A 22,661-nucleotide genomic window follows, 5' to 3' on the forward strand; every position below is an offset into this window, starting at 1 on the left:
TCGCCGCTCGGCTACTTCAGCCAGTCGGGAACCGAATCCAGCTCGATCAGGTCCTCATAGGTCTGGCGCGGCCGCACGACATGGAAGCGGTCGCCGTCGACCAGAACCTCCGGCACCAGAAGCCTGGTGTTGTAGGTGCCGGCCTGCACCGCGCCATAGGCGCCGGCGGTGGAAACGGCGATCAGGTCACCGGCCTTCAGCCTCGGCAGGTCGCGGTCATGACCGAGGAAGTCGCCGGTCTCGCAGACCGGGCCGACGACGTCGACCTTCATGCGCGGCGTGGACGCCGGCGACTGCACCACCGGCCGGATGTCGTGGAAAGCGTCATAGAGCGTCGGCCGGATCAAGTCGTTCATGGCGGCGTCGACGATAAGGAAATTCCTGGCGTCGCCTTCCTTCACATAGATGACCTCGGACACCAGGATGCCGGCATTGCCGACGATCAGGCGGCCTGGCTCGAACATCACCTTGAGACCGAGCCTGGTGACATGCTTCCTGACGATCTCGGCATAGGCGTCGGGCAGCGGCGGCGGGCTGTTGTCGACGCGGTAGGGAATGCCGAGGCCGCCGCCGAGATCGACATGCTCGATCGCATGCCCGTCGGCGCGTAGCGCTCCAACCAGCTCGACCAGCAGCGCGAAGGCGTCGTCGAAGGGCTGCAGCTCGGTGATCTGGCTGCCGATATGGGTGTCGATGCCGGTGACCTTGATGCCCGGCAATTCGGCCGCGCGGGCATAGACCTGCCGCGCGCGCTGCCAAGGGATGCCGAACTTGTTCTCGGCCTTGCCGGTCGAGATCTTCTTGTGCGTCCTGGCGTCGACGTCCGGATTGATGCGCAGCGACACGGGCGCCACTTTGCCGAGCGCCACGGCGCGCGCCGACAGCAATTCGAGTTCAGGCTCGGATTCGACGTTGAAGCACAGAATGCCGGCGGAGAGCGCGAAGTCCATCTCGCGCGCGGTCTTGCCGACGCCGGAAAACAGGATCTTGCTGGCCGGGATGCCGGCGGCCAGGGCGCGGCGCAATTCGCCTTCCGAGACCACGTCGGCGCCCACACCTTGCCTGGCCAGCGTCCTCAGCACGGCCTGGTTGGAGTTTGCCTTCATGGCGTAGCAGACCAGCGCGTCGAGGCCGGCAAAGGCTTCTCTGAAAACGCGGAAATGCCGGGTCAGCGTCGCCGTCGAATAGCAATAGAAGGGCGTGCCGACCTCGGCTGCTATATCGGGGATGGCGACGTCCTCAGCATGGAGCACGCCGTCGCGGTAGTCGAAATGGTTCACGAGGGTTGGTCCCGGAAAGTTGGAGCGTGGTGAGATCGAGCGATCCCGTCGGCTCTAGAGCAGGGGATCGAGGATGAACTTCCTATCCTTGACCGGTTTTTCCGGCTCTGGCGGTACCGGCTGCTTGGCGCGTTCGGCATCCTTACGCGCCTGCTCCGCCGCCTCATAGGGGGTGTCGAGCCCCGTCTTCCTGCCGCAGGCGGTGACGGTGACAACCGCCGCCAGCAGCGCCAGCGTCACCAAAATCCTGCTACGGGTCATCGATCCATCCGTTTGAAACTGTTTCCTGTGCCGCCGCTTTTAGCCGAGTTTTCGGCGCTTTGCATCCGGGCAATTGTTTGATGCATGTCGTTGTCCCAGAACCGCTACACACTTCTGGGCGACAGGCATTTGTTTTGATGCATGTCGTTATCCCAGAACCGCTATGTACTTCTGGGCGACAGGCATTAAGCCTTGGCGAGCCGCTTTTTCCAGTAGCGGATCTGCTTGCGCACTTCGGACGGCGCCGTGCCGCCAAAGCTCACCCGGCTCTTCACCGAATTCTGCACGGCAAGCACCGAGAAGATGTCGTCGGTGATGCCGGGATGGATCGAGCGCAGGTCCTCCAGCGAGAGCCTCTCCAGGCCGACCTTCTTCTCCTCGGCGAGCGCCACGGCGCGGCCGGTGACATGATGTGCCTCGCGGAAGGGCAGGCCGAGATTGCGCACCAGCCAGTCGGCGAGGTCGGTCGCGGTGGCGTGACCGGCGCCGGCGGCCTTCTTCATGGCGGCGGCGTTGACGGTCATGTCGCGCACCATGCCGGTGGTCGCCGCCAGCATCAGGTCGAGCGCCTCGGCGGCGTCAAAGACCGCTTCCTTGTCCTCCTGCATGTCCTTGCCATAGGTCAGCGGCATGCCCTTCATCACGGTCAGCAGGCCGATGAGATGGCCGTTGACGCGGCCGGTCTTGCCGCGCACCAGCTCGGCGGCGTCCGGGTTCTTCTTCTGCGGCATGATCGAGGAGCCGGTGGAGAAGGAATCCGACAGGCGGATGAAGCCGAATTGCGGCGTCGACCAGATGATGATCTCTTCGGCGAGCCTGGACAAATGCGTCGCGCAGATCGCGGCGAGGCTCAGGAATTCGAGCGCGAAATCGCGGTCCGAGACGCTGTCCAGCGAATTGCGCGTCGGCTCGCGGAAACCGAGCGCCTTCGCCGTCATATGGCGGTCGATGGAAAAGCTGGTGCCGGCAAGGGCCGCCGCGCCCAGCGGGCTTTCATCCATGCGCTCGATGGCGTCGCCGACGCGCGAGAGGTCGCGGCCGAACATCTCGACATAGGCCATGCAGTGGTGGCCGAAGGTCACCGGCTGCGCGGCCTGCATATGGGTGAAGCCGGGCATGACGGTCGCCGCATGCTCCTCGGCGCGTTCGAGGAACGCGGCGATCAGGTCCTTCAATGCCCCGGCGACGCGCTGGCATTCCTGCTTGACCCAGAGCCTCAGATCGACCGCCACCTGGTCGTTGCGTGAGCGGGCGGTGTGCAGACGTCCGGCCGCAGGGCCGATCAGGTCGGCAAGCCGGGCCTCGACATTCATGTGGATGTCTTCCAGCCTGGTCGAGAATTCGAATGTGCCGGCCTCGATCTCTTTCAGGATCGTGTTCAGCCCGTGAGCGATTTTTTCTTGATCGGCCGCCGAAATAATGCCCGTTTCAGCCAACATCTCGCTATGGGCGATCGATCCGCTTATGTCCTGCGCATAGAGCTTGCGGTCGAAGCCGATCGACGCGTTGATCGCTTCCATGATCGCGGCCGGACCCGAGGCAAAACGTCCGCCCCACATCTGGTTGCTGGCCTTCTTGTCGCTCATCGCTATAACCCGTGCTCCGGAGCAGTTTTGAAAATGGCAGACGGCAGTAGATTCTTCCCGGCCCCGCGCCTCATCCTAGCCGCTTTGGTGGCGGGCGTGCTGGCCGGCGCGGTCGCGGTATATGTCAGCGAGAGCGGTTCTGGCAACAACGCTCCGGAGAAGGTCGCTGCGGCCGCCGGCAAAGACGACGCCGCCTGCGCAGCCAAGGCAACCCGGGCCAAGACCATCGCGGCGAAAGCCGTCGGCCAGGTCGCGGCGCTGCAACCGGCCGATCCGCCGCAATCGCTGAAAAGCCTCGCCTTCAACGGGCCAGACGGCAAGCCGATGACGATCGCCGACCATGCCGGCAAGACGGTGCTGCTCAATCTCTGGGCGACCTGGTGCGCGCCGTGCCGCGCAGAGATGCCGGCGCTCGACGCGCTGCAGAAGGAGAAGGGCAGCAAGGACTTCGAGGTCGTCGCGGTCAATGTCGATACGGGCGACGATACCAAGCCGAAGAAGTTCCTCAAGGAGATCGGCATCGAGACGCTCGGCTTCTACCGGGACCCGACGATCGCGCTGTTCAACGAGGCGAAGACGCGCGGCCTGGCGCTCGGGCTTCCCGTGACCATGCTGATCGATGGCGAAGGCTGCCTGATCGCGCATATGAACGGCCCAGCCGAATGGTCGAGCCCCGACGCCAAGCGGCTGGTGGAAGCGGCTCTCGCGCCGTGATGACTGGCATCCAGGCGCAGGTGAGGGAAGCCTCTTGTGCGTTTAAGAAATTTCCTCTCTACTGAGAGAGCGATTCTTAAACGCGAGGAGCACACATGCCGCTTTTCCGCACTTCTGTGATCGAAAATCCGGTTGACGCAAGCCGCAGGCTTGCGGACTTCGACTTGACGGTCGATCAAATGTTAGCTGTCCGTGACAGCGCGCGTGCGGCATCCGATGATGCAAGCCCGTTGATGCCGCAGAATGCCCCTGGCACACTAGCCTATATCTATGGCGTTGGAGCGCTCCGTAGCCAGGTTCTGGACGGCGAGTGGGTGATCGACCGGACGCTTGGTGTCGAGGCAGTCATCAATCATCGGCTGGGCATCCGGATTGGCTATCAGAATGTGGATCGTTCGTGCGACCCGAACTTTCCGCCGATGCCCCGCTCAGAAAAGGGCAGCGGCTCGGCCCGTCTGTGTCGCCTGCCTCTGTTCGACTTCTACGGCGTAGTTCTGGAGTCCGACACAGACCGTTTGCCTGGTGACGATGTGAAGGATCCGCATAGCGACCAGATTGTTACCTATTTCGTTATGGTTGGCGAAGACGGCAGCGTGGAGCTGTCCTGTCCTGTCATCGCGAATAAGAAGTATGCCGAATTCGTGGAACGCATCTTCATCGACCGCCCCGATGACGGCTTGGACGTGCGCATGGATCCGGAGACCGGGCCTATCGACGACTTTGATGTCCCGGTGATCCTTAAAGAACGCGCCGCGTGATGTTCTGTGCAGAGAGATTGAAGGTAGCCCGCCATCGAAAGAAGCTAACGGGAAAGCAGCTAGCAGAAGCGGCGGGACTTACGGATGTCACCGTCTCCAAGGCGGAGAATGGGCATCAACCGGATGATGCAACTGTTGACAAGTTAGCGGAGGCACTCGGCTATCCGCGAGCGTTTTTCTTTATGGATAGCCCCGAGGTGCTTGAACCCAGGGCAGTATCATTTCGCAGCTTGAAGAAAATGAAGGCTGCAGAACGCAATGCATCGCTTGCGGCAGGATCAAATGGCATTGCTCTTTATCAATGGATAAGCGCGCGATTCGATTTGCCGGCACCAGACTTGATTGATCTGAGCAGGGAACAGGCTCGCCCAGAAGTGGCAGCACGTTTGCTTCGCCAACATTGGGGATTGGGGGATCGGCCTGTAGGAAATATACTGCGGTTGTTCGAGTCGAAAGGTATTAGAGTGCTCTCCCTGTCTGAGAACACTCACAATGTAGATGCTTATTCGTTCTGGCATGCAGACTATCCTTACATCTTTCTCAATCAGAAGAAGACTGCCGAGCGTTCCAATTTCGATGCCGCCCATGAACTGGGTCACTTGGTCCTGCACTTCCATGCACAGGCAGAATCGCTGCCAGAAGACGATGCTGAGCGGCAGGCCAATATGTTCGCATCGGCCTTTCTGATGCCGGATGCAGACCTGAAAAGCGTTTTGTCGTCTATTTATAGCTCATCGCAGATCATCAAGACGAAGGTGCGATGGAAGGTGTCGGCCCTTGCCCTGGCCAACCGACTTCATCACATCGGAATGCTTTCTGATTGGAACTACCGATCGATTGTAATTGACCTCGGGCAACGTGGTTTCAGGACCGGGGAACCTCTGGGAGTGGAACGTGAAACGTCCACCCTGTTGCCCAAAGTTTTCGCAGCCCTTTGGGGTAAGGGCATTACGCGTGGCGACATCGCCAATGATCTAAATTTACCTTGGGATGAGGTCGAAATGCTTGTATTCGGCCTGACCGGGTCGACGCCTTCGCGCCCACAACGGCCGAGCCTTTCACTTGTAGGCACTAGGGCCGAGTTAGATGATGGATGACCCGTCATTGTTGCCGAGCTGCTTTCTATCTGCTAGAACCAAGAGGACCCTTTAACTTAATTTGTTGGACGTTATTGCAGTTTCGAACAGGAATATCATTCCTCATTTTCATCGGCTCCTACCTGCCGTTGAGTCTGATTCTGCTAGCTCAGAACTACGATTATAGTTTTTTTGGGAAATCTATTTGCTGGGATTTCTGGGCGCCAACCTGTATAATTCCATTCAAGAACCCTTGGTTTTCGATAGGAATCTTCGTCTTTTGCTTCGCCTGTCTTATTGTGACTCTGGTGTTGCTCGCGACTTTGAGGCCATATACCTCAATAACAGTTCGTGGAGCGTCGCATACGCCAGCTGACCTCATGAATTACTCGCTACCCTACGTCGTATCTTTCATGAGCATCGACTATCAGGATGCAGGAAAATTCATCGGCTTTCTAATCTTCCTGGCGTGGATGTTTTGGATAACCCATCGCTCCGGGCAGATACTTCTCAACCCGGTGCTCATAGCCTTCGGCTGGCGCTATTATGAAATCACTTACAGTTTTGGTGGGGAAACGACCGAGCGAACCGGCCATGCGTTGGTCCGAGGTTTCATCGCACCCGGCGAAAGCGTCAATCAGTTGACGATTCAAGAACTGCTTATCATCAAACCGACAAGAGCGCTGGAAGGTACCTGACGATGCCTATTCCCGATGCCTTGACTGACTTCAACATCGCTGATGCTGCGGTGTCTGTTTGGCTATTTCGGAAATCAGGTTTATCCGAGGCCCCAGTTTTCACCGGGCGCTGGGTCCCGACTGACGACGCCTTGAGGGGAGCGCTCAGGGAGGCAATCCATGAGATCCGTGCCGGAATTGATGAGGCCGAGCCCTATGGATTGCTCGCAGCAATTGGAGAAGGCCAGGCACTCACGATTAGTTTGGACGAGACCCACGCAGGATTAGTTGTAGACAGCGCCGCTGCCGAACTGCCCCAGAGGCGAGCCCTCAATGTGGGTCAAATGCGGAATACGGACTTCTATGTTGTCAAATTGACTTATCAGGACCAGGTTCTCCACGCAGTCACAAAGACCAATTCATCATGGAAGTCACGTCAGATCCAAAATCTATTTACTGTCTATTTCAACGGTGAACAGCTCGGGTTGGAACATGACCCCTCGTTTTCATTATCGCGTAGCGTCGATTTCTTCGTTGTCGGTGAGGACATCGTAATTCTCGACAAGGCTGATTTCGAATCGGTCCTGAACTATAAACAGGCACACGCTACGGACTTCGTTGAACTCCAAGCCGAACCGGGGTTCGCTGGTCTCTTTGTCGACATGGCGCCTCTAGTAGCCTTCGTTGGGACCAACAAGCTCCATCTGCGGCGGGTAAGCGCCATCCGGCAAAAAGGATACTATTTGAACCAAGAGTTCATGAATCGTCTCCGCCAGAACTATGCCCAAGCTGGGCTTGATCTCACGTTCGATGGCAACGGTCGTCTTGTCGCGACCGAGGCGCAATGCCCGGACATTATTCGAGCCCTTTTGGATCACCGGTTGTTGTCGGTCTTCTCGGAGGCATACTACGACGTCCAAAACGCGACAGCAGTCGTTTGAGCATGCACAGCTAGGGCCAATGCTTTAGGATTTGGAAGCGGCGCTCGCGCCCTGATCGTGTCAAACTGAACGCGCGGCCGCGGCCGGCTGGAGCATCAGGATGCTGCCGCCGCGGACATTTTCGACCTTGGCGGTTGCCGCGTCGTCTTCGTTGACGCGGTCATCGGCCGCCGGAACACCCGTGAGCTCGCTGAACGCCTCGATCGGGCCGGGCCTGCCCAGAAAATATCCCTGACCGATGTCGCAATCCTCGGCATCGAGGAAGCGCAATTCGTCGAGCGTCTCGACGCCTTCGGCCAGGACCGGCAGGCCGAGGCCGCGCCCCAGGCCGAGCACGGCGCGCACGATGGTCGCGACCTGGCCGTTGCGGTCGACCTGCTTGATGAAGGACCCGTCGATCTTGATCTTGTCGAAGGGGAAGGCGCGCAGGTTGGACAGCGAGGAATAGCCGGTGCCGAAATCATCCATCGCCACGCGTACGCCCAGCGCCTTGATCTGACGCAAGGTGGCCAGCGCGCGCGGCATGTCCTTCACCAACGCCGTCTCGGTGATCTCGAGTTCGAGCCGGCCCGCCGCCAGGCCGGTGCGAAGCAGCACCTCATGCACCTTGCGGCTGAAATCGGGACTGTGAAGCTGCACCGCCGAGACGTTGACAGCGACCGTCAGCGGGTTCTTCCACGTCGCGGCCTCCTCGCAGGCGGTCGACAGCACCCACTCGCCGATCTGGGCAATCGAACCGCTATCCTCGGCCACCGGGATGAACACCGAAGGCGGGACCTCACCGCGGTCGGGATGCTGCCAGCGGAGCAGGGCTTCGAAGCCGATCAGCCTGCCGCTGCTGATTTCCTTCTGCGGCTGGTAGACGAGCCGGAATTCGCCGCGCGCCACTGCCTGGCGCAGATCCTGCTCCAGGCTGCGCCGGTCGCGCGCTTCCGCACCCATGGAGGCCTCGAAATAGCGGAAGGTGTCCTTGCCTTCGGCCTTGGCGCGATAAAGCGCGGTGTCAGCATGGCTGACCAGCGCCGCCTGTTCGTCGGCATCGAGCGGATAAAGCGCGATGCCGATGCTGGCCGACACCATGCCGCCGGGCGACAACCGGTTTTCCTGGCGCAGCGCCGAAAGCACCGCCTCGGCTATGCGGCCCGCCGCCTGCGGGTCAGGAAGGTTGGGGGCGATGATGGCGAATTCGTCGCCGCCAAGCCGGGCCAGCATCTGACCGTGGCGCAGCACGCTGGAGGCGCAGTGAGCCACCTTTTGCAGCACGGCGTCGCCAGCGGCGTGGCCGAAGAGGTCGTTCACTTCCTTGAACCGGTCGAGGTCGAGCAGCATGAGCGCCAGCTGGCTACCTTTGCCACTGCTTTTGCCATCTGGCGCGGACGCGGCGATCTCGGCTTCCAGGCGGCTGGTGAAGCTACGGCGGTTGGCAAGGCCGGTGAGCGGGTCGTAATTCGCAAGCCGCATGATCTCCTGTTCGGCCTTCCTGCGTTCGCGTATGTCGCGCACGGCCACGACCAGATGCGGCTTGCCGCAATAATCGATTCTCCTGGCGATCAGCTCCACCGGTATCCGGCTGTCGTCCTGACCGCGGAGGTCGGCTTCCTGCGCCTGGCCGTTGCCGGTGGCAACGGCCGACGCAATTCGTTCGCCGAACAGCTCGCCCAGCCTCATCGTGTTCAGCGTGCCGGCGGCGATGCCGCTCAGCGCCGCGATGCTGTCATTGGCGCTGACGATGCGGTTGCCGTCGCAGACGATGAGGCCTTCGACGGCAGCATTGGCGAGGCCGTGCATGCGCTCCGCCTCGATCCTGTGACGGCGGAAGCGCAGATCGATCCACAGCGCGGTGGCCGCCAGCACCAGGATGACGAGGCTTGCCGTCGCGGCTGCGAAAGCCTGCGACATCGGAGCGATCGTGAATTTCGAGATCTCGATCGAGGAATCCGGATAGATCGAGACGGCGGCCATGGCGATGAAATGCAGCGTGCAGATCGCCAGCGTCAGCAGGACGGCACCGGCGACTGTCGCCAGGGTCGACGGGCGACGCAGCACGACAAACAGCGAAAGCGCGGCAAGTGATATACCCGAGACCAGCGATGCCGCGACCAGCAGCTGGTTCCAGACGATCCGGCCTTCGACCTCGAAAGCCGCCATGCCGGTATAGTGCATCGCCGCAATGCCGATGCCGAGCACTGCGCCACCGACGAGATAGTGGTCGATGCCGCTGCGCACGGTTGCGATCCATATCCCAGCGGCCGTCAGAAGAACGGAAACCGCCAGCGAAGCGACCGAAAGCTCGGCGTTGTAGGCGTTGGGTATTCCCGGCGTGAAGGCGATCATGGCGATGAAATGCGTCGCCCAGATGCCAAAGCCGGTCGAAGCGGCGGCAATCAGCAGCCAGGCATAACGGTTCCGGCTGGTCGATTGCACGACATGACGGAGCAGATTGACAGCGGTGAAACAAGAAATTCCACAAATCAGCGCGGCCAATGCGACCAGTCTCAGATCGTGCTCGTTCACGATACAATTATAGACGGTCAACATCTTGCTTCACCTGATCTTCCCGCTCAATCAAGGCAACGGAATTGATTAGGGCCCGGCAGCTGAAGAATCGGTTATGCCGCCCGCAACCACTGCGTGCCTCCCAGGTTGTATCTGTCAGGGAGGCTACGCCTGGAATCATTGGGCCGAGCCAGCGGGAATTGGTCGATCCTGAAGGCCGTCACTTCACCCGCACCGTGACCACCAGCGCCTCATGGTCGGCGCTCGGGCTGCCGTCCGGCAGCACCGCCGGCAGCGTCGCCGGCGCGCTTGCCGAAAGGCCGCGGGTGAAGAACCAGTCAATATGGCCGGTGGGCGTCAAGTCGCCGGCCGCGCGTCGCTGCGTCGGCTTGTCGAAGGCGTTGGCGTCGCGCCAGTCGTAGCCACGCTCGGCCATGACCGCGAAGAGGGGCTCGTGGCGGTCCGGACGCATCAGCCGGTCCGGTTCGGCGGCGACGCGCTTTCGCCACGCGGCCGGGTCGTCATTGCGTTCGGGATAGGTGGCGGTGAGCGTGTTGAAGTCGCCGCCGATGAGAACCGGCGCTTCCGCGTCATAACTGTCGACGGCGTCGAGCAGATGACGCGTCTGGTCGGCGCGGCCTGCCGGCGTGGTGCGGTTTTCGAGATGCACCGAAACGACAGTGATCCGGCGGTCGCCTAGCATCACCTGGCCGCCGAGCGCCATGCGGCCGCCGATGCGCGGCTGGCCGTGCTCCGGCAGGAACCAGGCGCCGGCGGCGTCGAAGCGAACGAGAAAAGGCCGCAGCAGCGGAACGGCGCTGGTTATGGCGTTGCCGTGAAAGCCCTCCGCATTCTCGGCGGCGCCATTTGCCGCCTGTTCCACCTCATTGCCGGTGCCGAGTTCGAGGAACTCGACGCCATATGCGTAGGAATGGCCCAGGCGATCGGCAAGCCGGCTCAAAAGATGGCCGTTGCCGGAGCGCGCCATGCCCTTGTCGACTTCCGACAGCAGCACGACGTGTGGCGCCTGGCCGGCGATCGTTTCGGCGATGGCATCGACGTGGCGCAGCCGCTCGACATTCCAGGCCATGACGGTCAGGCTCTCGCCGGCGCTTTCACGCGAAGCCTTGCCGCCGATCTCGATCTCGCCGAGGGCGGGAACGGCGGCGGCGTGGCGCAGATGAGTGGCGCTGTCGCGCGGCCCATCCCGCATGGCGTTGCGGACGGCGACCGGCACGTGCGTGAGCTGCGAAACCAGCATGTCTCTTCTCATCCAGTTAGCCGGTTAATCAAAGAGGTCTTTTCGCCGCCTGGCGGCGCCCTAGCTTCCTGGATCAGGATGACGTTTCGTTGAATCGCCATCCTGATCCAATTCTTTGTTGGAGCATGATCTTGTCCGAAAACCGGTTCCGACTTTTCGGGATCATGCTCTAGAGCGCCGATGTGACGTTTTCATGCCGGCGCTGCCGCTGCCAGGGGAGGAGAGACTGGCTGTCCTCAGGGGCTTCGGGCCCACAACAGAACTGTCACATACCTTCTCTATGAGAGCGGGCAAGGACTTGCGCAAAACCCTTGTCACACTGCCACTCAAGAGGGAAAACCATGACGATCATCAAGCGGGGCTTCGCTGCCCTTGCCGCCGGCGCGCTCAGCACCGCGTTTGCGGTTCCTGCTATTGCCGAGCCGGTCAAATTCGATTTCTGGTTCGGTCTTTCGGGTGATCTCGCCCGCGTCGTCGACACGCTGTGCAAGAACTTCAACGCTTCGCAGAAGGATTACGAGGTCGTCTGCACCAGCCAGGGCAACTACGACGCCACGCTGCAGAACACGATCGCCGCCTTCCGCGCCGGCAAGCAGCCCACCGTCGTCCAGGTCTATGACGTCGGCACCGCCACGATGATGCTGTCGGGCGCCTACAAGCCCGCCGACAAGCTGATGGAGGAGAACGGCTACAAGATCGACTACAGCGACTATTTCCCGGGCATCGCGCGCTACTACGCGACGTCGAAGGGCGAGATGCTGTCCTTCCCGTTCAACTCCTCGACGGCGCTTATGTACTGGAACAAGGACGCCTTCGCCAAGATCGGCAAGACCGAGGCGCCGAAGACCTGGGAAGATGTCGGCGCCGATCTCAAGGCGCTGAAGGACGCCGGCTATGATTGCCCGATGGCGATCAACATCTCGGCCAATGAAAGCTGGCAGCTGATGGAGCAGTTCTCGGCGCTGCACAACCAGCCGATCGCCACCAAGAACAACGGCTATGACGGCCTCGACGCGCGTCTGGAAGTCAACAAGACCAAGTTCGTCCAATACGTCACCGACTTGAAGAAGTGGTATGACGCAGGTCTCATCAAGATCAAATCCAAGGACCTCGGCCAGGATATGGTGCAGGCCTTCGCCACCGGCACCTGCCAGCTCATCCTGACCTCGGTCGGCGACCACGGCACGGTCGGCCGCACCCAGAAGGAAGGCATGAAGTGGGATGTCGCCGAGCTGCCGGTCTATGCCGGCACCGAGCGCAAGAACTCGCTGGTCGGCGGCGCCTCGCTGTGGGTGCTGTCCGGCAAGTCGGACGCCGAATACAAGGGCGCGGCCGCCTTCCTCAACTTCATCCACGACCCCAAGACCGCTTTGTTCTGGTCGACCAACACCGGCTACATTCCGGTGACGAAATCGGGCTTCGATTTCATGAAATCCAACGGCTTCTACGACAAGGCACCCTATAAGGGCCGCGAGGTGGCCATCGCCAGCCTGACCGCGTCGGAGCCGACCGAGATCACCCGCGGCATCCGCCTCGGCAACTTCACCCAGATCCGCGCCGAGTTCGGCACGCAGATGCAGGCGATCTTCGCCAACAAGGTCAGCGTGCAGGAAGGCCTCGACGCGCTGGTCAAGAACGGCGACGCCATCCTCGAGCGCTTCCAGCAGACCTATCCGGGTAAGACCCTGCCTTGATCCCGGATAGCGCAATGGCCGCCCGTCGAGATTCGACGGGCGGCCATTTCATAATCTAGTTTGTCCGCGAAGGCGGGCTGATGGGTTCCACTGCATCGGCGGATCGATGGAAAAACGCGTCACTTTCGGCAGATGGACGATCGGCATCCTGTTCGCGGTGCCGCAGCTCATCCTGATCTTCACCTTCTTCTACTGGCCGGCCGGCCAGGCGGTCTACTGGTCGCTGACGCTGCAGCAGCCCTGGGGCGGCGGCAACATCTGGGTCGGGCTCGACAATTTCCGCTCGATCCTCGGCAACGCCGACTACTGGAATTCCATCACCGCCAGCATGATCTTCGCCGGCATCAGCACGAGCCTGGCGATGGTCATCGCGCTGGTGCTCGCCGCCCTGACCGACCGGCAGCTTGCCGGCTCGTGGCTCTATCGCGTGGTGCTGATCTGGCCTTACGGCATCGCCGCGCCGGCGCTGGCGCTGGCATTTCGTTTCATCCTGGCGCCGGAGGCCGGCTTCATGGCCGTCGTCAACAAGGTCTGGCCCGGCTTCTGGGACCCCGGCCTCGACGGCGCCGACGCGATGGCATCCGTCATCATCGCCTTTTCCTGGAAGTATGTCGGCTACAACTTCATCTTCTTCCTCGCTGCCTTGCAGGCGATCCCGCGTTCGCTGATCGAGGCGGCGGCGATGGACGGCTCCGGCGTCATCCGGCGGTTCTGGGACATCCAGTTCCCGCTGATCACGCCAACGATCTTCTTCCTGCTGGTCATCAACATCACCGAGAGTTTCCAGGATTCCTTCGGCATCGTCGACATCATGACTGCCGGCGGGCCGGCCAACGCCACCAATCTGATGGTCTACAAGATCTATTCCGACGGCTTCAAAGGCCTGGATTACTCCGGCGCGGCCGCGCAGAGCATCATCCTGATGCTCTTGATCATCGCGCTCACCATCGTCCAGTTCCGCTTCATCGAGCGGCGCGTGCATTATCGTTGAGGCGGGCCATGGTCGAGCGCACTCCGATCCTCAATTTCTTCACGCATCTGATCCTGTTCGCCGGCTTCGTCTTCTGCGTGGCGCCGTTCGTCATCGTGGCGATCGCCGCCTCGCACAATCTGAAGGACGTCAACGACGTGCCGATGTCGCTGCTGCCGGGCAGCGACTTCTGGGTCAACATCAAGACGGCATGGGCGACGGCCGATCTCGGCCCGAAGCTGCTCAATTCCTTCATCATGGCGTTTGGGGTTGCCGCCGGCAAAGTGATCATCTCGGCGCTCACCGCCTTCTCGATCGTCTATTTCCGCTATCCCGGCCGCATGCTGATCTTCTGGCTGATCTTCATCACGCTGATGCTGCCGCTCGAAGTGCGCATCGTGCCGACCTATGCGGTGGTCGCCAACGTGCTCGAGCCCTATCAGACGATCATGGACCTGACGGGGCTGTCCTGGCTGATCGAGAAGATATCGGGGTTCAGGTCCAGCTCAGCCTGGGGCTGCTCAATTCCTATAGCGGCCTGATCCTGCCGCTGGTCGCGACCGCCACCGGCACTTTCCTCTACCGCCAGTTCTTCCTGACCGTGCCGGACGAGTTGACCGAGGCGGCGCGCATGGACGGCGCCGGCGCGCTGCGCTTCTTCGTCGATATCCTTCTGCCGCTGTCGCGCAACAACATGGCGGCGCTCGGCACCATCATGTTCCTGTGGGCCTGGAACCAGTATCTGTGGCCGCTGCTTATCACCACGGACCAGTCGCATGCGATGGCGGTGACCGAGCTGAAGCAGCTCATTCCCAATGTCGGCGGCGCGCCGGAATGGCATATCGCCATGGCTGGCACGCTGATCATCATGCTGCCGCCTATGATCGTCGTGGTGCTGATGCAGCGCTGGTTCGTGCGCGGCCTGATCGCCACCGAAAAATAGGGAGACGATAAAATGGCCTCCATCACCATCCGCGGCGTCAAGAAGAACTACGCCAAGACGCAGGTCGTGCACGGCGTCGACCTTGACTTCGCCTCGGGCGAATTCGTCGTCATTCTCGGGCCGTCGGGCTGCGGCAAGTCCACGCTGCTCAGGATGATCGCAGGGCTGGAAGAGATTTCCGACGGCACGATCGCCATCGACGGCACGATCGTCAACAAGCTCGAGCCGCGCGAGCGCGGCTGCGCCATGGTGTTCCAGAATTACGCCCTCTACCCGCATATGAGCGTGGCGCAGAACATCGGCTATTCGCTGAAAGTGGCCGGCGTTCCGTCGGCCAAACGGACCCAGCGCATCCAGGCGGTGGCGCGCGTCCTGGAGCTGGAGCACCTGCTTGACCGCAAGCCGATGGCGCTGTCCGGCGGCCAGCGCCAGCGCGTTGCCATGGGCCGTGCCATGATCCGGGAGCCGAAGGTGTTCCTGTTCGACGAGCCACTCTCAAACCTCGACGCCAAGCTGCGCGTGCAAATGCGTTCGGAAATCCGCAAGCTGCACCGGCGGCTCAATGCCACATCCGTCTTCGTCACGCATGATCAGGTCGAGGCAATGACGCTGGCCGACCGGCTGGTGGTGATGAATGGCGGCCGCGTCGAGCAGGTCGGCACGCCGGCGGAAGTTTATGGCCGGCCGGCAAGCCGCTTCGTCGCCACCTTCGTCGGCGCGCCGGCGATGAACATGCTCGAAGGCACGGTAACGCTCGACGGCATTTCGCTGCTTGGCGGCAGCCGCAAGCTCAACGTGTCGCGGGCCGGGCTAGCGGTGGGCTCGAAGGTCGCGGTCGGCGTCCGGCCGGAAGCGGTGCGCATGGTGGCGCCGGGGACGCCCGGAGCGCTCGCGGCGACGGTCGACCTCATCGAGGAATTGGGCGCCGGCCGCGTCATCTATGTCGATCTCGACGGCGCGCCATTCTCCGTCGTGACGTCTGAGGCCGTCCACCCCGAACCGGGCAGCACGATCGGCCTGCAGTTCGCCGAATCGGACCTGCACTTCTTCTCCTCGGAGACAGGCGGTAGGCTGGAGGTGTTCAAGGCTTCTGTGCCGGAGCCGGCGCTACAAGGGTGATCCCTTTCCGTCGGTTTTTGCGAACATTTTGATTGAGGGTTCAGGGCATGAAGATCATCCAGGTTACCGACGTCCATCTCGGCCGTCTGCGCGAGATACAATATGGCGCGAACCTGAATGAGCGGCTCGATCGTTGCATCGACCATATCAATCAGCGCCACAGCGATGCGGCGCTCTGCATCTTCACCGGCGACCTGACCGACGACGGCGAGGCCGACAGCTATACCGACCTGAGAGCGGCGCTGAGCCGGCTTGCCGTGCCTTACCGGCTGCTGCCTGGAAACCACGACCGGCGCGCCAACCTCATCGCCGCCTTCCCGGAAAACGGGACCGACGGCAACGGTTTCGTGCAGTCGGTTTTCGACACGCCGGAAGGGCGGCTCATTTTCCTCGACAGCCTGGCGGAAGGCCGCGTCACCGGTGAGTTGTGCGACGACCGGCTCGGCTGGCTCGATGCCAGGCTCGCCGAGGCGGCGGGCAAGGCGGCCTATGTCTTCCTGCACCATCCGCCGGTCGAGCTCGGGCTTACGCTGCTCGACCCGCTCGGGCTCGAGCAGCCGCAGGGGCTCATCGACGTGCTGACGCGCCACGGCAATGTCCGTTACATCTTCTTCGGCCATGTCCACCGCGACATAGCCGGCACCGTCGCAGGCATTCCGTTCTCGGTGCAACGCGGCCTGCATGCCCGCTTCATGCTCGACGTTGTCGGCGACGAGATGGTGGAGCAGGCGCCGCCCGCCTATTCGATCATCCTGATCGACGGGCAGCGCGTCGTCATCCACAGCCACGACTTTCTCGAGCAATGGCCGCTCTGGTCGCCGGCGACGGGACAGCGCGTGCGGTAGATCACCCGAGCAGCAGTGTGGGCGTTCCCTGTCCTTCGACCAGCTTTGCCGCTTTCCTATCGAAGGACACGAAGGTTTCGCCGCCGAGCCACTGACCGTCGAACGCTATCACGCCGTCGGCGAAATCTCCGCCGGCGTCGAGCACGGCCAGGCCGGCCTCGATCGTTGGTCGGTTGGCTACGACGTTGCGCATATCGAGGATGCGACGGATCGAGGCTGATATGTCGGGCCGCGCGACCCGGTAACTTCTGTCCAGCACCCAAACGAACTCGCAGAGCGCTTGAACGCTGATCGCGACCAGTCCGGCCCTTTCCAGGGTCTCGGCTGCGGTCTGCTGCTGCGCTTCGTCGTCACCGACAATGAGGCGCAACAGCACATTGGTGTCGAGACTGACCTTCACTTGCGCTCGATTCCGCGCATCCCGTTTGAAGCGCCGGCGTCGGCGATCGCATCGTTGATCTCCTCGATCGAAAGCCGTGCGCCGTTCGTCTTGCCCTTGAGCATCCCGCTCAGCTCTTGCCAGGAGCCCTTGCCCTGGTCGGCTTTCAGCTCCGCCCTCCCACCAGGCAGAAGATCAAGCCTGATCTTGTCGCCGGGCTGGATGCCGAGGTGCTTGAGTACGTCCTTCCGGAACGTGACCTGACCCCGTGCGGTAACCGTCAATGTCGTCATATGTAGCCTCCAGCGCTAAAAATAATGCAAAACTGCATTATTTCAAGGCAGAGATTAGGCGAATACGTGTGCCTTGCCGGTGACGGTCAGCCGCACGATCTCGCCGACGGACGGCGCGTCCATGCCTGTCCTGCGCAAGACGAGCGGCGTGTTGCCGATGGCGGCCGCGTCCGGCGGATCAGGGCTGTTGAGCAGCCGTACCGCCACGGTGCAGACGGCGCCCGCGAACTCGCAGTCCGTCACCTCGCCGAACAGCATGTCCGGCGTGCCCGACATGCCTTCGCGGGAGGTGAGCTTGAGCAGAATCTGCTCGGGCCGCAGCATGATGCGTGCGACATCGCGCCGTTCCTTCGTATCGACAGCGATGCGGCCGAGCCGCGACACGGCGAAACCGTCCGCGATCCTGGCGGGCACGATGATGGCGTCGCCAAGGAATTCAGCGACCATCCTGTCCTTGGGCTGGAAATAGAGCTCACGCGGCGTGCCGACCTGCGAGAACAGGCCGTCGCGCATCACCGCCACCTGGCTGGCGAAGGACAGCGCCTCGGCCTGATCGTGCGTGACCAGGATGGTGGTGATGCCGGCCTCCTCCAGAAGCTCTGCCACCGCCTTGCGCATCGAAGCGCGAAGCCCGGTGTCGAGCGCCGAGAAGGGTTCGTCGAGCAGCATCAGCCGCGGCTTCATCGCCATGGCGCGCGCAAGCGCGACGCGCTGCTGCTGGCCGCCGGAAAGCTCATGCGGCCGGCGTTTCAGGACCGCCTTGTCCAGCCCGACGATATAGGCAAGCTCGACGATATGCTCGGCCCGCTTGTCGGCATTCCGCGCGATGCCGAAACCGATATTGTCGGCGATGCTAAGATGCGGGAACAGGGCACCATCCTGGGCCACCACGCCGATGCCGCGGCGATGCGCCGGCACGGCCGCGTCGCCATTGGCGAGCACCTTGCCGTCAAGCGCGATGCGGCCGCGGTCCGGCGCCTCGAAGCCGGCGATCAGCCTGAGCAAGGTGGTCTTGCCGCAGCCGGACGGTCCGACGATCGCGGTGCGGCTGCCGCTTTCCACCCGAAGGTCGACGCCGGCCAGCGCCGTCACCGGACCATAGTTCTTGGCGACATCGCTGAGTTCGAGAAAGCTCATCGTCCGGCCATCCGCTTCGACTGGACGTAGAGCCACCAGGTCATCGGCAGCGACATCGCCACCATGATCAGCGCGTAAGGAGCGGCGGAGGCGTAGTCGATCTCGCCGCTGTAGGACCAGAAGGCCATCGCCAGGGTGCGGGTGCCGTTGGGCGCCAACATCTGGGTGGCGGTGAGCTCGTTGGTGATGCCGAGCGCCACCATCGCCATGCCGGCCGCGGCGCCGGGCGCCGACAGGCGGATGGTCGTCGCCCACAGCGCCTTGACCGGCGGCCGGCCGAGGCTGGAGGCGGCGCGCTCCAGCTCCACCGGAGCCTGCGCGATCGAAGCGCGCAGGCTTATCAGCGCGCGCGGCAGGAACATCAGCGCATAGCCGAACAGGATGGTGAACAGCGTCTGGTAGAGCGGAAGCGCAACGCGCACGGTGATCGTCACCAGCGCCAGCGCAATGACCACGCCCGGCAAGGCGCCGACGATGTAGTTGCAGCCCTCGAGCAGGCGCTGCAGCCGGCCCGGCGCGCGGATCGAGATCCAGGCCATCGGCATGGCGGCAACCGTCGCGAGCACGGCGCCGACGAGGGCGAGGAACATCGTCTGGCCGAGCGCCAGGCCGATCTCGTCCCAGCGCCAGACATCCGCGCCCCCGGCGAGCAGCCAGCGGCCGACAGTGACGAAGGGCACGCCGAGCGACAGCAGTGCGACGGCGGCCGGCAAAAGCAGGCAGGGCAGGGTGGCGCGGCCGAGGCGGGCACGCTGCTGCTTGCGCGCGGCGCCGGAACCGACACGCGCATAGCGCTCCTCGCCGCGTATCATCACCTCGAGGGCGAGCAGGAAAAGGCAGCAAGCCACAAGCACGGCGGCCAGCATGTTGGCGGCCGGGCCGTTGAAGGTCGACTGGAACTGGTCGACGATCGCGGTGGTGAAGGTGTCGAAGCGGATGAAGACATAGAGGCCATATTCGGCCAGAAGATGCAGGCCGACCAGCAGCGAGCCTCCGCAGATGGCAAGTCTCAACTGCGGCAGCACGACGCGCGCGAAAACCCGCCACGGGCCAAGGCCAAGCGCCGCCGCCGCATCCTCCAGCGCTGGATCGAGACGGCGCAACGCGGCGGAGATCGGAAGATAGAGGAAAGGGAAATAGGCGATGACGGAGACCAGCACGCCGGCCCAGAGCCCGTGCAGGCCAGGGACAAAGCTGATCCAGGCATAGGAGTGCACGAAAGCAGGGATGGCGAGCGGCGCCACCGACAGCCACGAGCACAGCCGACTGCCAGGCAGGTCGCTGCGTTCGGTCAGCCAAGCCAGCGCCACCGACAGCGTGATGGCGATCGGCACGGTGACGATGACAAGGAGCACGGTGTTGATCAGCAGCTCGCCGACGCGCGGGCGGAAGATCAGCGCCACCACCGTATCCCAGCCGGTCTGGATCGCCATCCAGACGATGAAGGCGAGAGGCAGCAGTGCGATGAGCGAGATCAAAGCCGCGGCGAGCGTGATCCACGACATGGCCCGGCGCTTCTTCATTCCGGCCGCCGGCAGCGCGGAAGCCGTGAGGTGGATCGCGGACGCCATCAGTCGGAATAGGCCGCCCGGAAGCGACGTGATGAACCGCGGCCGGGGCCGCAAACGCAGATGATCGTCATCGACGAGGCCATCTCCAAAACAAAAGCGCTCCCACGGAAGCGAGTTCCCGCGGGAGCACGGTCGTTTGCCCTTTTAGGACGAACGCGAACTAAAGCAAGCCGGCTTGCGTCATCAGGTCGATGACCTTCTTGGAATTCAGCGTCGCCGGATCGATTTTCGGCGCCTGCAGGTCGGCCAGCGGCACCAGCTTCGGGTTGGACTGGGCATCCTTGCCGACCGCATATTCATACGACGTGCCCGTTTTCAGCACGTCCTGGCCGCCCTTGCCGGTCACCCATTTCAGGAACGCCTGGGCTTCCTTCTGATGCTTGCTGGAGGCCAGCACGCCGCCGCCCGACACCGAAACGAAGGCGCCCGGGTCCTGGTTCTTGAAATAGTGCAGGCCGACATTCTTGCTGTTCTCGCCGGTCTTGGCCTGATCGCCGAACCAGTAATAGTGGTAGATCACGCCGCCATCGATCTCGCCGGCATTGACCGCCTTCATGACAGTGCTGTTGCCCTTGTAGGCGGTGAAATTCTCCTTCATCGCCTTCAGCCAGTCGGCGGTCGCGGCCTCGCCCTTCAGCTGGAGCAGGGCGCTGACGATGGCCTGGAAGTCGGCGCCCGACGGCGAGGCGGCCCAGCGGCCTTTCCAGCTCGGATCGGCGAGGTTCAGCAGCGACTTGGGGAGCTGGTCTTCCTTCAGCTTGTCCTTGTTGTAGGCAAAGACGGTGCTGCGGGCCGCGACGCCGACCCACTTGCCGCTCGACGGCTGGTATTCCTGGGGAACCTGGGCGAGGGTGCCGGCGTCGACCGGGGCGAACAGGCCGGCCGCCTCGACCAGCGCCATGGCCGGCGAATTCTCGGTCAGGAACACGTCGGCCGGCGAGGCCGCGGCCTCGGCGACGATCTGGTTGGAGAAATCGCTGTCGCCGCCATTGCGCAGCGTGACCTTGATGCCGGTCTCCTTGGTGAAGCCGGCAGCCCATTCCTTGGCGAGGCTCTCATGCTGGGCATTGTAGACGACGATGCCTTGATCCTCCGCCATGGCCGGGCCGGCGATCAGGCCGAGCGCCATCGCAGCGCCGGCGAGCGTGGAAAGGGCAATCTTCATGGGGCATCGTCCTCGAATTTAGAGACAGGGGTTCAGGCTCGGTTCACCTACCAATACCTGATTATTGTAGTCAAGATTGTGACCCTGCTTCAATCCGTCGCCATGCCGCAAACTTTCGTGATTTTGCGGCAGTTTGGCTTGGACATTATTTCGCCGGGCACGTAACAAACCAGGGCCGAGACGCGAACTTCGGGGGTAAACTCTTGTGACCGGCAAGGACGAGGCAGAGCTCTCCGGGCTGCTCAGGGCCGCGATCGCGGGAGACGAAAGGGCTTATGCCGACTTTCTGCACCGCATCGCCGCCCTCGTTCGCGGTTTTGTCCGGCGCAAGGTCGTTCAGGGCGGGGTCGACCCCGAGGATGTCGTGCAGGAAACCTTGCTGGCCATTCACGTGAAACGCCACACCTGGCGGCCGGATGCGCCGGTGCTGCCCTGGGTCTACGCGATCGCCCGCTTCAAGCTTATCGACGCGTTTCGCCGGCGAGGGCGCCGCATCGAGGTCGAGATCGACCAGATCGCCGAGACCTTCGCCGAACCGGAGACGGAGACGGTCAGCGAGCGCGATATCAGCCGGGCGCTCGAGGGACTGCCGCCGACGCAACGCTCGGTCGTCTCGTCAATCTCGGTCGACGGCCATTCGATCGGCGAGACCGCCGCCAAGCTCGGCGTCAGCGAAACGGCGGTGCGCGTGTCGCTGCATCGCGGCCTCGCCGCGATCGCCAAAAGATTCGGGCGACAGTGACATGAGGACAGAGGATCTGATCAAAGCGCTCGACGCGGATGCCGGCAAGAAGGCCATGCCGATGGGCGGGGCCTGGTGGCTGGCGGTCGGCGTTGCCGTGGCGATCGCGGCAGCCGTGTTCTTTACGACCATCGGGCCGCGTCCCGACATCATGCCGGCCATGCACACGATGCGCTTCATGTCGAAATTCGTGTTCACGCTGGTGCTTGCGGCCAGCGCCTTCGCGCTGATCCGCGCGCTGTCGGTGCCGGGCGCTTCGACCAGGCGGAGGATGGCCTGGATGCTCGCCGCGCCGCTTCTGGTCGTGCTGGCGGTGGTCCTCGAGCTTTTCGTCGTGCCCCAGGCCGATTGGGGCAAGCGGCTCGTCGGCTCGAACATGATGATCTGCATGACTTTCATCCCGCTGATCGGCATCGGCCCGCTAGCGGTCTTCCTCGGCATGCTGCGCTACGGCGCGCCGACGCGGCCGGTGCTGGCGGGCGCGGTGGCCGGGCTGCTCGCGGGCGGGCTCGCGGCAACCTTCTACGCCGCGCATTGTTTCGACGATTCGCCGCTCTTCGTCGCCACCTGGTACACGATCGCCATCGCCTTCCTGACGCTGCTCGGGGCTATCGGCGGGCGGCTTTTCGTGCGCTGGTAGCCCGCCGGGGCTATTTCGAAACAGTCCCTTAATCATGCCGGCAATTGTTTGCCGGTTAGCGGAGCGATCGCCATCATCTGCGCAACCATTCCTTAAAACCGATCCGCCAGGGT

General features: G+C 62.7%; 21 protein-coding genes and 1 pseudogene. 12 read left to right on the top strand and 10 right to left on the bottom strand.

Features of this window, described 5'->3' with window-relative positions; translation table 11 throughout:
• Positions 1-11 precede the first annotated feature (11 nt).
• From lysA to argH, 3 genes are all read right to left on the bottom strand, one after another.
• Entirely contained in the window at positions 12-1,280 is a 1,269-nt protein-coding gene (gene lysA, locus EJ069_RS30000) for a diaminopimelate decarboxylase (protein ID WP_126064204.1), read from the bottom strand.
• Between the two features lie 54 nt (positions 1,281-1,334).
• Positions 1,335-1,541, bottom strand: coding sequence for a lipoprotein (locus EJ069_RS30005; protein WP_095767477.1), 207 nt, complete (start codon positions 1,539-1,541; stop codon positions 1,335-1,337).
• Positions 1,542-1,726: 185 nt separating this feature from the next.
• A complete protein-coding gene (gene argH, locus EJ069_RS30010; protein WP_126064205.1) occupies positions 1,727-3,127 on the bottom strand; it encodes an argininosuccinate lyase in 1,401 nt (466 codons plus the stop codon).
• A 33-nt stretch (positions 3,128-3,160) separates the two neighbouring features.
• On the opposite strand from argH, the gene EJ069_RS30015 reads away from it, so the two are divergent.
• From EJ069_RS30015 to EJ069_RS30035, 5 genes are all read left to right on the top strand, one after another.
• Positions 3,161-3,841, top strand: a complete 681-nt coding sequence (locus tag EJ069_RS30015) for a TlpA disulfide reductase family protein (RefSeq protein WP_126064206.1) — start codon at positions 3,161-3,163, stop codon at positions 3,839-3,841.
• A 95-nt stretch (positions 3,842-3,936) separates the two neighbouring features.
• The gene (locus EJ069_RS30020) at positions 3,937-4,599 is read left to right on the top strand and encodes a hypothetical protein (RefSeq protein WP_126064207.1); all 663 of its coding nucleotides are present in this window, start codon (positions 3,937-3,939) and stop codon (positions 4,597-4,599) included.
• Positions 4,599-5,696, top strand: a complete 1,098-nt coding sequence (locus EJ069_RS30025; RefSeq protein WP_126064916.1) for an ImmA/IrrE family metallo-endopeptidase — start codon at positions 4,599-4,601, stop codon at positions 5,694-5,696. Before EJ069_RS30020 ends, EJ069_RS30025 begins: the two co-directional genes overlap by 1 nt.
• Before the next feature lie 392 nt (positions 5,697-6,088).
• Positions 6,089-6,373 carry a hypothetical protein gene (locus EJ069_RS30030; RefSeq protein ID WP_126064208.1) on the top strand — a complete coding sequence of 95 codons (285 nt, stop codon included), beginning with the start codon at positions 6,089-6,091 and terminating at the stop codon, positions 6,371-6,373.
• A gap of 2 nt (positions 6,374-6,375) precedes the next feature.
• The gene (locus EJ069_RS30035; RefSeq protein ID WP_126064209.1) at positions 6,376-7,293 is read left to right on the top strand and encodes a Kiwa anti-phage protein KwaB-like domain-containing protein; all 918 of its coding nucleotides are present in this window, start codon (positions 6,376-6,378) and stop codon (positions 7,291-7,293) included.
• Positions 7,294-7,353: 60 nt separating this feature from the next.
• Here the strand turns inward: EJ069_RS30035 and EJ069_RS30040 are convergent, their stop codons facing one another.
• Together EJ069_RS30040 and EJ069_RS30045 are read right to left on the bottom strand one after the other, a co-directional pair.
• Positions 7,354-9,831 carry an EAL domain-containing protein gene (locus EJ069_RS30040; RefSeq protein ID WP_126064210.1) on the bottom strand — a complete coding sequence of 826 codons (2,478 nt, stop codon included), beginning with the start codon at positions 9,829-9,831 and terminating at the stop codon, positions 7,354-7,356.
• 178 nt (positions 9,832-10,009) lie between these two features.
• Entirely contained in the window at positions 10,010-11,050 is a 1,041-nt protein-coding gene (locus tag EJ069_RS30045) for an endonuclease/exonuclease/phosphatase family protein (RefSeq protein WP_126064211.1), read from the bottom strand.
• Positions 11,051-11,391: 341 nt separating this feature from the next.
• On the opposite strand from EJ069_RS30045, the gene EJ069_RS30050 reads away from it, so the two are divergent.
• The 5 genes and pseudogenes from EJ069_RS30050 to EJ069_RS30070 all read left to right on the top strand — a co-directional run bounded on the left by EJ069_RS30050 (position 11,392) and on the right by EJ069_RS30070 (position 16,621).
• Positions 11,392-12,744 (top strand): extracellular solute-binding protein, encoded by a 1,353-nt coding sequence (locus EJ069_RS30050; RefSeq protein WP_126064212.1) that lies wholly within the window; start codon positions 11,392-11,394, stop codon positions 12,742-12,744.
• A gap of 106 nt (positions 12,745-12,850) precedes the next feature.
• Positions 12,851-13,735: an ABC transporter permease subunit gene (locus EJ069_RS30055; RefSeq protein ID WP_126064213.1), complete on the top strand. Its 885-nt coding sequence runs from the start codon at positions 12,851-12,853 to the stop codon at positions 13,733-13,735.
• A gap of 8 nt (positions 13,736-13,743) precedes the next feature.
• Positions 13,744-14,657 (top strand): annotated as a pseudogene (locus tag EJ069_RS30060) (ABC transporter permease subunit).
• A gap of 12 nt (positions 14,658-14,669) precedes the next feature.
• Positions 14,670-15,776, top strand: coding sequence for a sn-glycerol-3-phosphate ABC transporter ATP-binding protein UgpC (gene ugpC, locus EJ069_RS30065; RefSeq protein ID WP_126064214.1), 1,107 nt, complete (start codon positions 14,670-14,672; stop codon positions 15,774-15,776).
• Positions 15,777-15,823: 47 nt separating this feature from the next.
• A complete protein-coding gene (locus tag EJ069_RS30070) occupies positions 15,824-16,621 on the top strand; it encodes a phosphodiesterase (protein WP_126064215.1) in 798 nt (265 codons plus the stop codon).
• 1 nt (position 16,622) lies between these two features.
• Here EJ069_RS30070 and EJ069_RS30075 read toward each other — a convergent pair whose 3' ends face one another.
• The 5 genes from EJ069_RS30075 to EJ069_RS30095 all read right to left on the bottom strand — a co-directional run bounded on the left by EJ069_RS30075 (position 16,623) and on the right by EJ069_RS30095 (position 21,166).
• Positions 16,623-17,021, bottom strand: a complete 399-nt coding sequence (locus EJ069_RS30075) for a type II toxin-antitoxin system VapC family toxin (RefSeq protein ID WP_126064216.1) — start codon at positions 17,019-17,021, stop codon at positions 16,623-16,625.
• Complete coding sequence (locus EJ069_RS30080) at positions 17,018-17,293, bottom strand: AbrB/MazE/SpoVT family DNA-binding domain-containing protein (protein WP_126064217.1); 276 nt, start codon at positions 17,291-17,293, stop codon at positions 17,018-17,020. The genes EJ069_RS30075 and EJ069_RS30080 overlap by 4 nt, the downstream gene beginning before the upstream one ends.
• Before the next feature lie 54 nt (positions 17,294-17,347).
• A complete protein-coding gene (locus EJ069_RS30085; protein WP_042641340.1) occupies positions 17,348-18,430 on the bottom strand; it encodes an ABC transporter ATP-binding protein in 1,083 nt (360 codons plus the stop codon).
• Positions 18,427-19,953: an iron ABC transporter permease gene (locus tag EJ069_RS30090; RefSeq protein WP_245456361.1), complete on the bottom strand. Its 1,527-nt coding sequence runs from the start codon at positions 19,951-19,953 to the stop codon at positions 18,427-18,429. The genes EJ069_RS30085 and EJ069_RS30090 overlap by 4 nt, the downstream gene beginning before the upstream one ends.
• A 208-nt stretch (positions 19,954-20,161) precedes the next feature.
• Positions 20,162-21,166, bottom strand: coding sequence for an iron ABC transporter substrate-binding protein (locus tag EJ069_RS30095; RefSeq protein ID WP_126064219.1), 1,005 nt, complete (start codon positions 21,164-21,166; stop codon positions 20,162-20,164).
• Between the two features lie 205 nt (positions 21,167-21,371).
• Here EJ069_RS30095 and EJ069_RS30100 point away from each other — a divergent pair, with 205 nt between their 5' ends.
• Both EJ069_RS30100 and EJ069_RS30105 read left to right on the top strand, forming a co-directional pair.
• Positions 21,372-21,908, top strand: a complete 537-nt coding sequence (locus EJ069_RS30100; RefSeq protein WP_126064220.1) for a sigma-70 family RNA polymerase sigma factor — start codon at positions 21,372-21,374, stop codon at positions 21,906-21,908.
• Between the two features lies 1 nt (position 21,909).
• Positions 21,910-22,548, top strand: a complete 639-nt coding sequence (locus EJ069_RS30105) for an NrsF family protein (protein ID WP_126064221.1) — start codon at positions 21,910-21,912, stop codon at positions 22,546-22,548.
• The last annotated feature ends 113 nt before the right edge of the window (positions 22,549-22,661 follow it).

The organism is Mesorhizobium sp. M2A.F.Ca.ET.043.05.1.1 (genome assembly GCF_003952445.1).
Lineage (GTDB): Bacteria > Pseudomonadota > Alphaproteobacteria > Rhizobiales > Rhizobiaceae > Mesorhizobium.

Excerpts from the sequence above, each read along its gene's own strand:
- EJ069_RS30085 (WP_042641340.1), bottom strand. The coding sequence starts at position 18,430 with ATGAGCTTTCTCGAACTCAGCGATGTCGCCAAGAACTATGGTCCGGTG.
- EJ069_RS30105 (WP_126064221.1), top strand. The coding sequence starts at position 21,910 with ATGAGGACAGAGGATCTGATCAAAGCGCTCGACGCGGATGCCGGCAAG.
- EJ069_RS30080 (WP_126064217.1), bottom strand. The coding sequence starts at position 17,293 with ATGACGACATTGACGGTTACCGCACGGGGTCAGGTCACGTTCCGGAAG.
- ugpC (WP_126064214.1), top strand. The coding sequence starts at position 14,670 with ATGGCCTCCATCACCATCCGCGGCGTCAAGAAGAACTACGCCAAGACG.
- argH (WP_126064205.1), bottom strand. The coding sequence starts at position 3,127 with ATGAGCGACAAGAAGGCCAGCAACCAGATGTGGGGCGGACGTTTTGCC.
- EJ069_RS30025 (WP_126064916.1), top strand. The coding sequence starts at position 4,599 with ATGTTCTGTGCAGAGAGATTGAAGGTAGCCCGCCATCGAAAGAAGCTA.
- EJ069_RS30045 (WP_126064211.1), bottom strand. The coding sequence starts at position 11,050 with ATGCTGGTTTCGCAGCTCACGCACGTGCCGGTCGCCGTCCGCAACGCC.
- EJ069_RS30055 (WP_126064213.1), top strand. The coding sequence starts at position 12,851 with ATGGAAAAACGCGTCACTTTCGGCAGATGGACGATCGGCATCCTGTTC.
- EJ069_RS30070 (WP_126064215.1), top strand. The coding sequence starts at position 15,824 with ATGAAGATCATCCAGGTTACCGACGTCCATCTCGGCCGTCTGCGCGAG.
- EJ069_RS30015 (WP_126064206.1), top strand. The coding sequence starts at position 3,161 with ATGGCAGACGGCAGTAGATTCTTCCCGGCCCCGCGCCTCATCCTAGCC.
- EJ069_RS30020 (WP_126064207.1), top strand. The coding sequence starts at position 3,937 with ATGCCGCTTTTCCGCACTTCTGTGATCGAAAATCCGGTTGACGCAAGC.
- EJ069_RS30030 (WP_126064208.1), top strand. The coding sequence starts at position 6,089 with ATGAGCATCGACTATCAGGATGCAGGAAAATTCATCGGCTTTCTAATC.
- EJ069_RS30040 (WP_126064210.1), bottom strand. The coding sequence starts at position 9,831 with ATGTTGACCGTCTATAATTGTATCGTGAACGAGCACGATCTGAGACTG.
- EJ069_RS30090 (WP_245456361.1), bottom strand. The coding sequence starts at position 19,953 with ATGAAGAAGCGCCGGGCCATGTCGTGGATCACGCTCGCCGCGGCTTTG.
- EJ069_RS30050 (WP_126064212.1), top strand. The coding sequence starts at position 11,392 with ATGACGATCATCAAGCGGGGCTTCGCTGCCCTTGCCGCCGGCGCGCTC.
- EJ069_RS30035 (WP_126064209.1), top strand. The coding sequence starts at position 6,376 with ATGCCTATTCCCGATGCCTTGACTGACTTCAACATCGCTGATGCTGCG.
- EJ069_RS30005 (WP_095767477.1), bottom strand. The coding sequence starts at position 1,541 with ATGACCCGTAGCAGGATTTTGGTGACGCTGGCGCTGCTGGCGGCGGTT.
- EJ069_RS30095 (WP_126064219.1), bottom strand. The coding sequence starts at position 21,166 with ATGAAGATTGCCCTTTCCACGCTCGCCGGCGCTGCGATGGCGCTCGGC.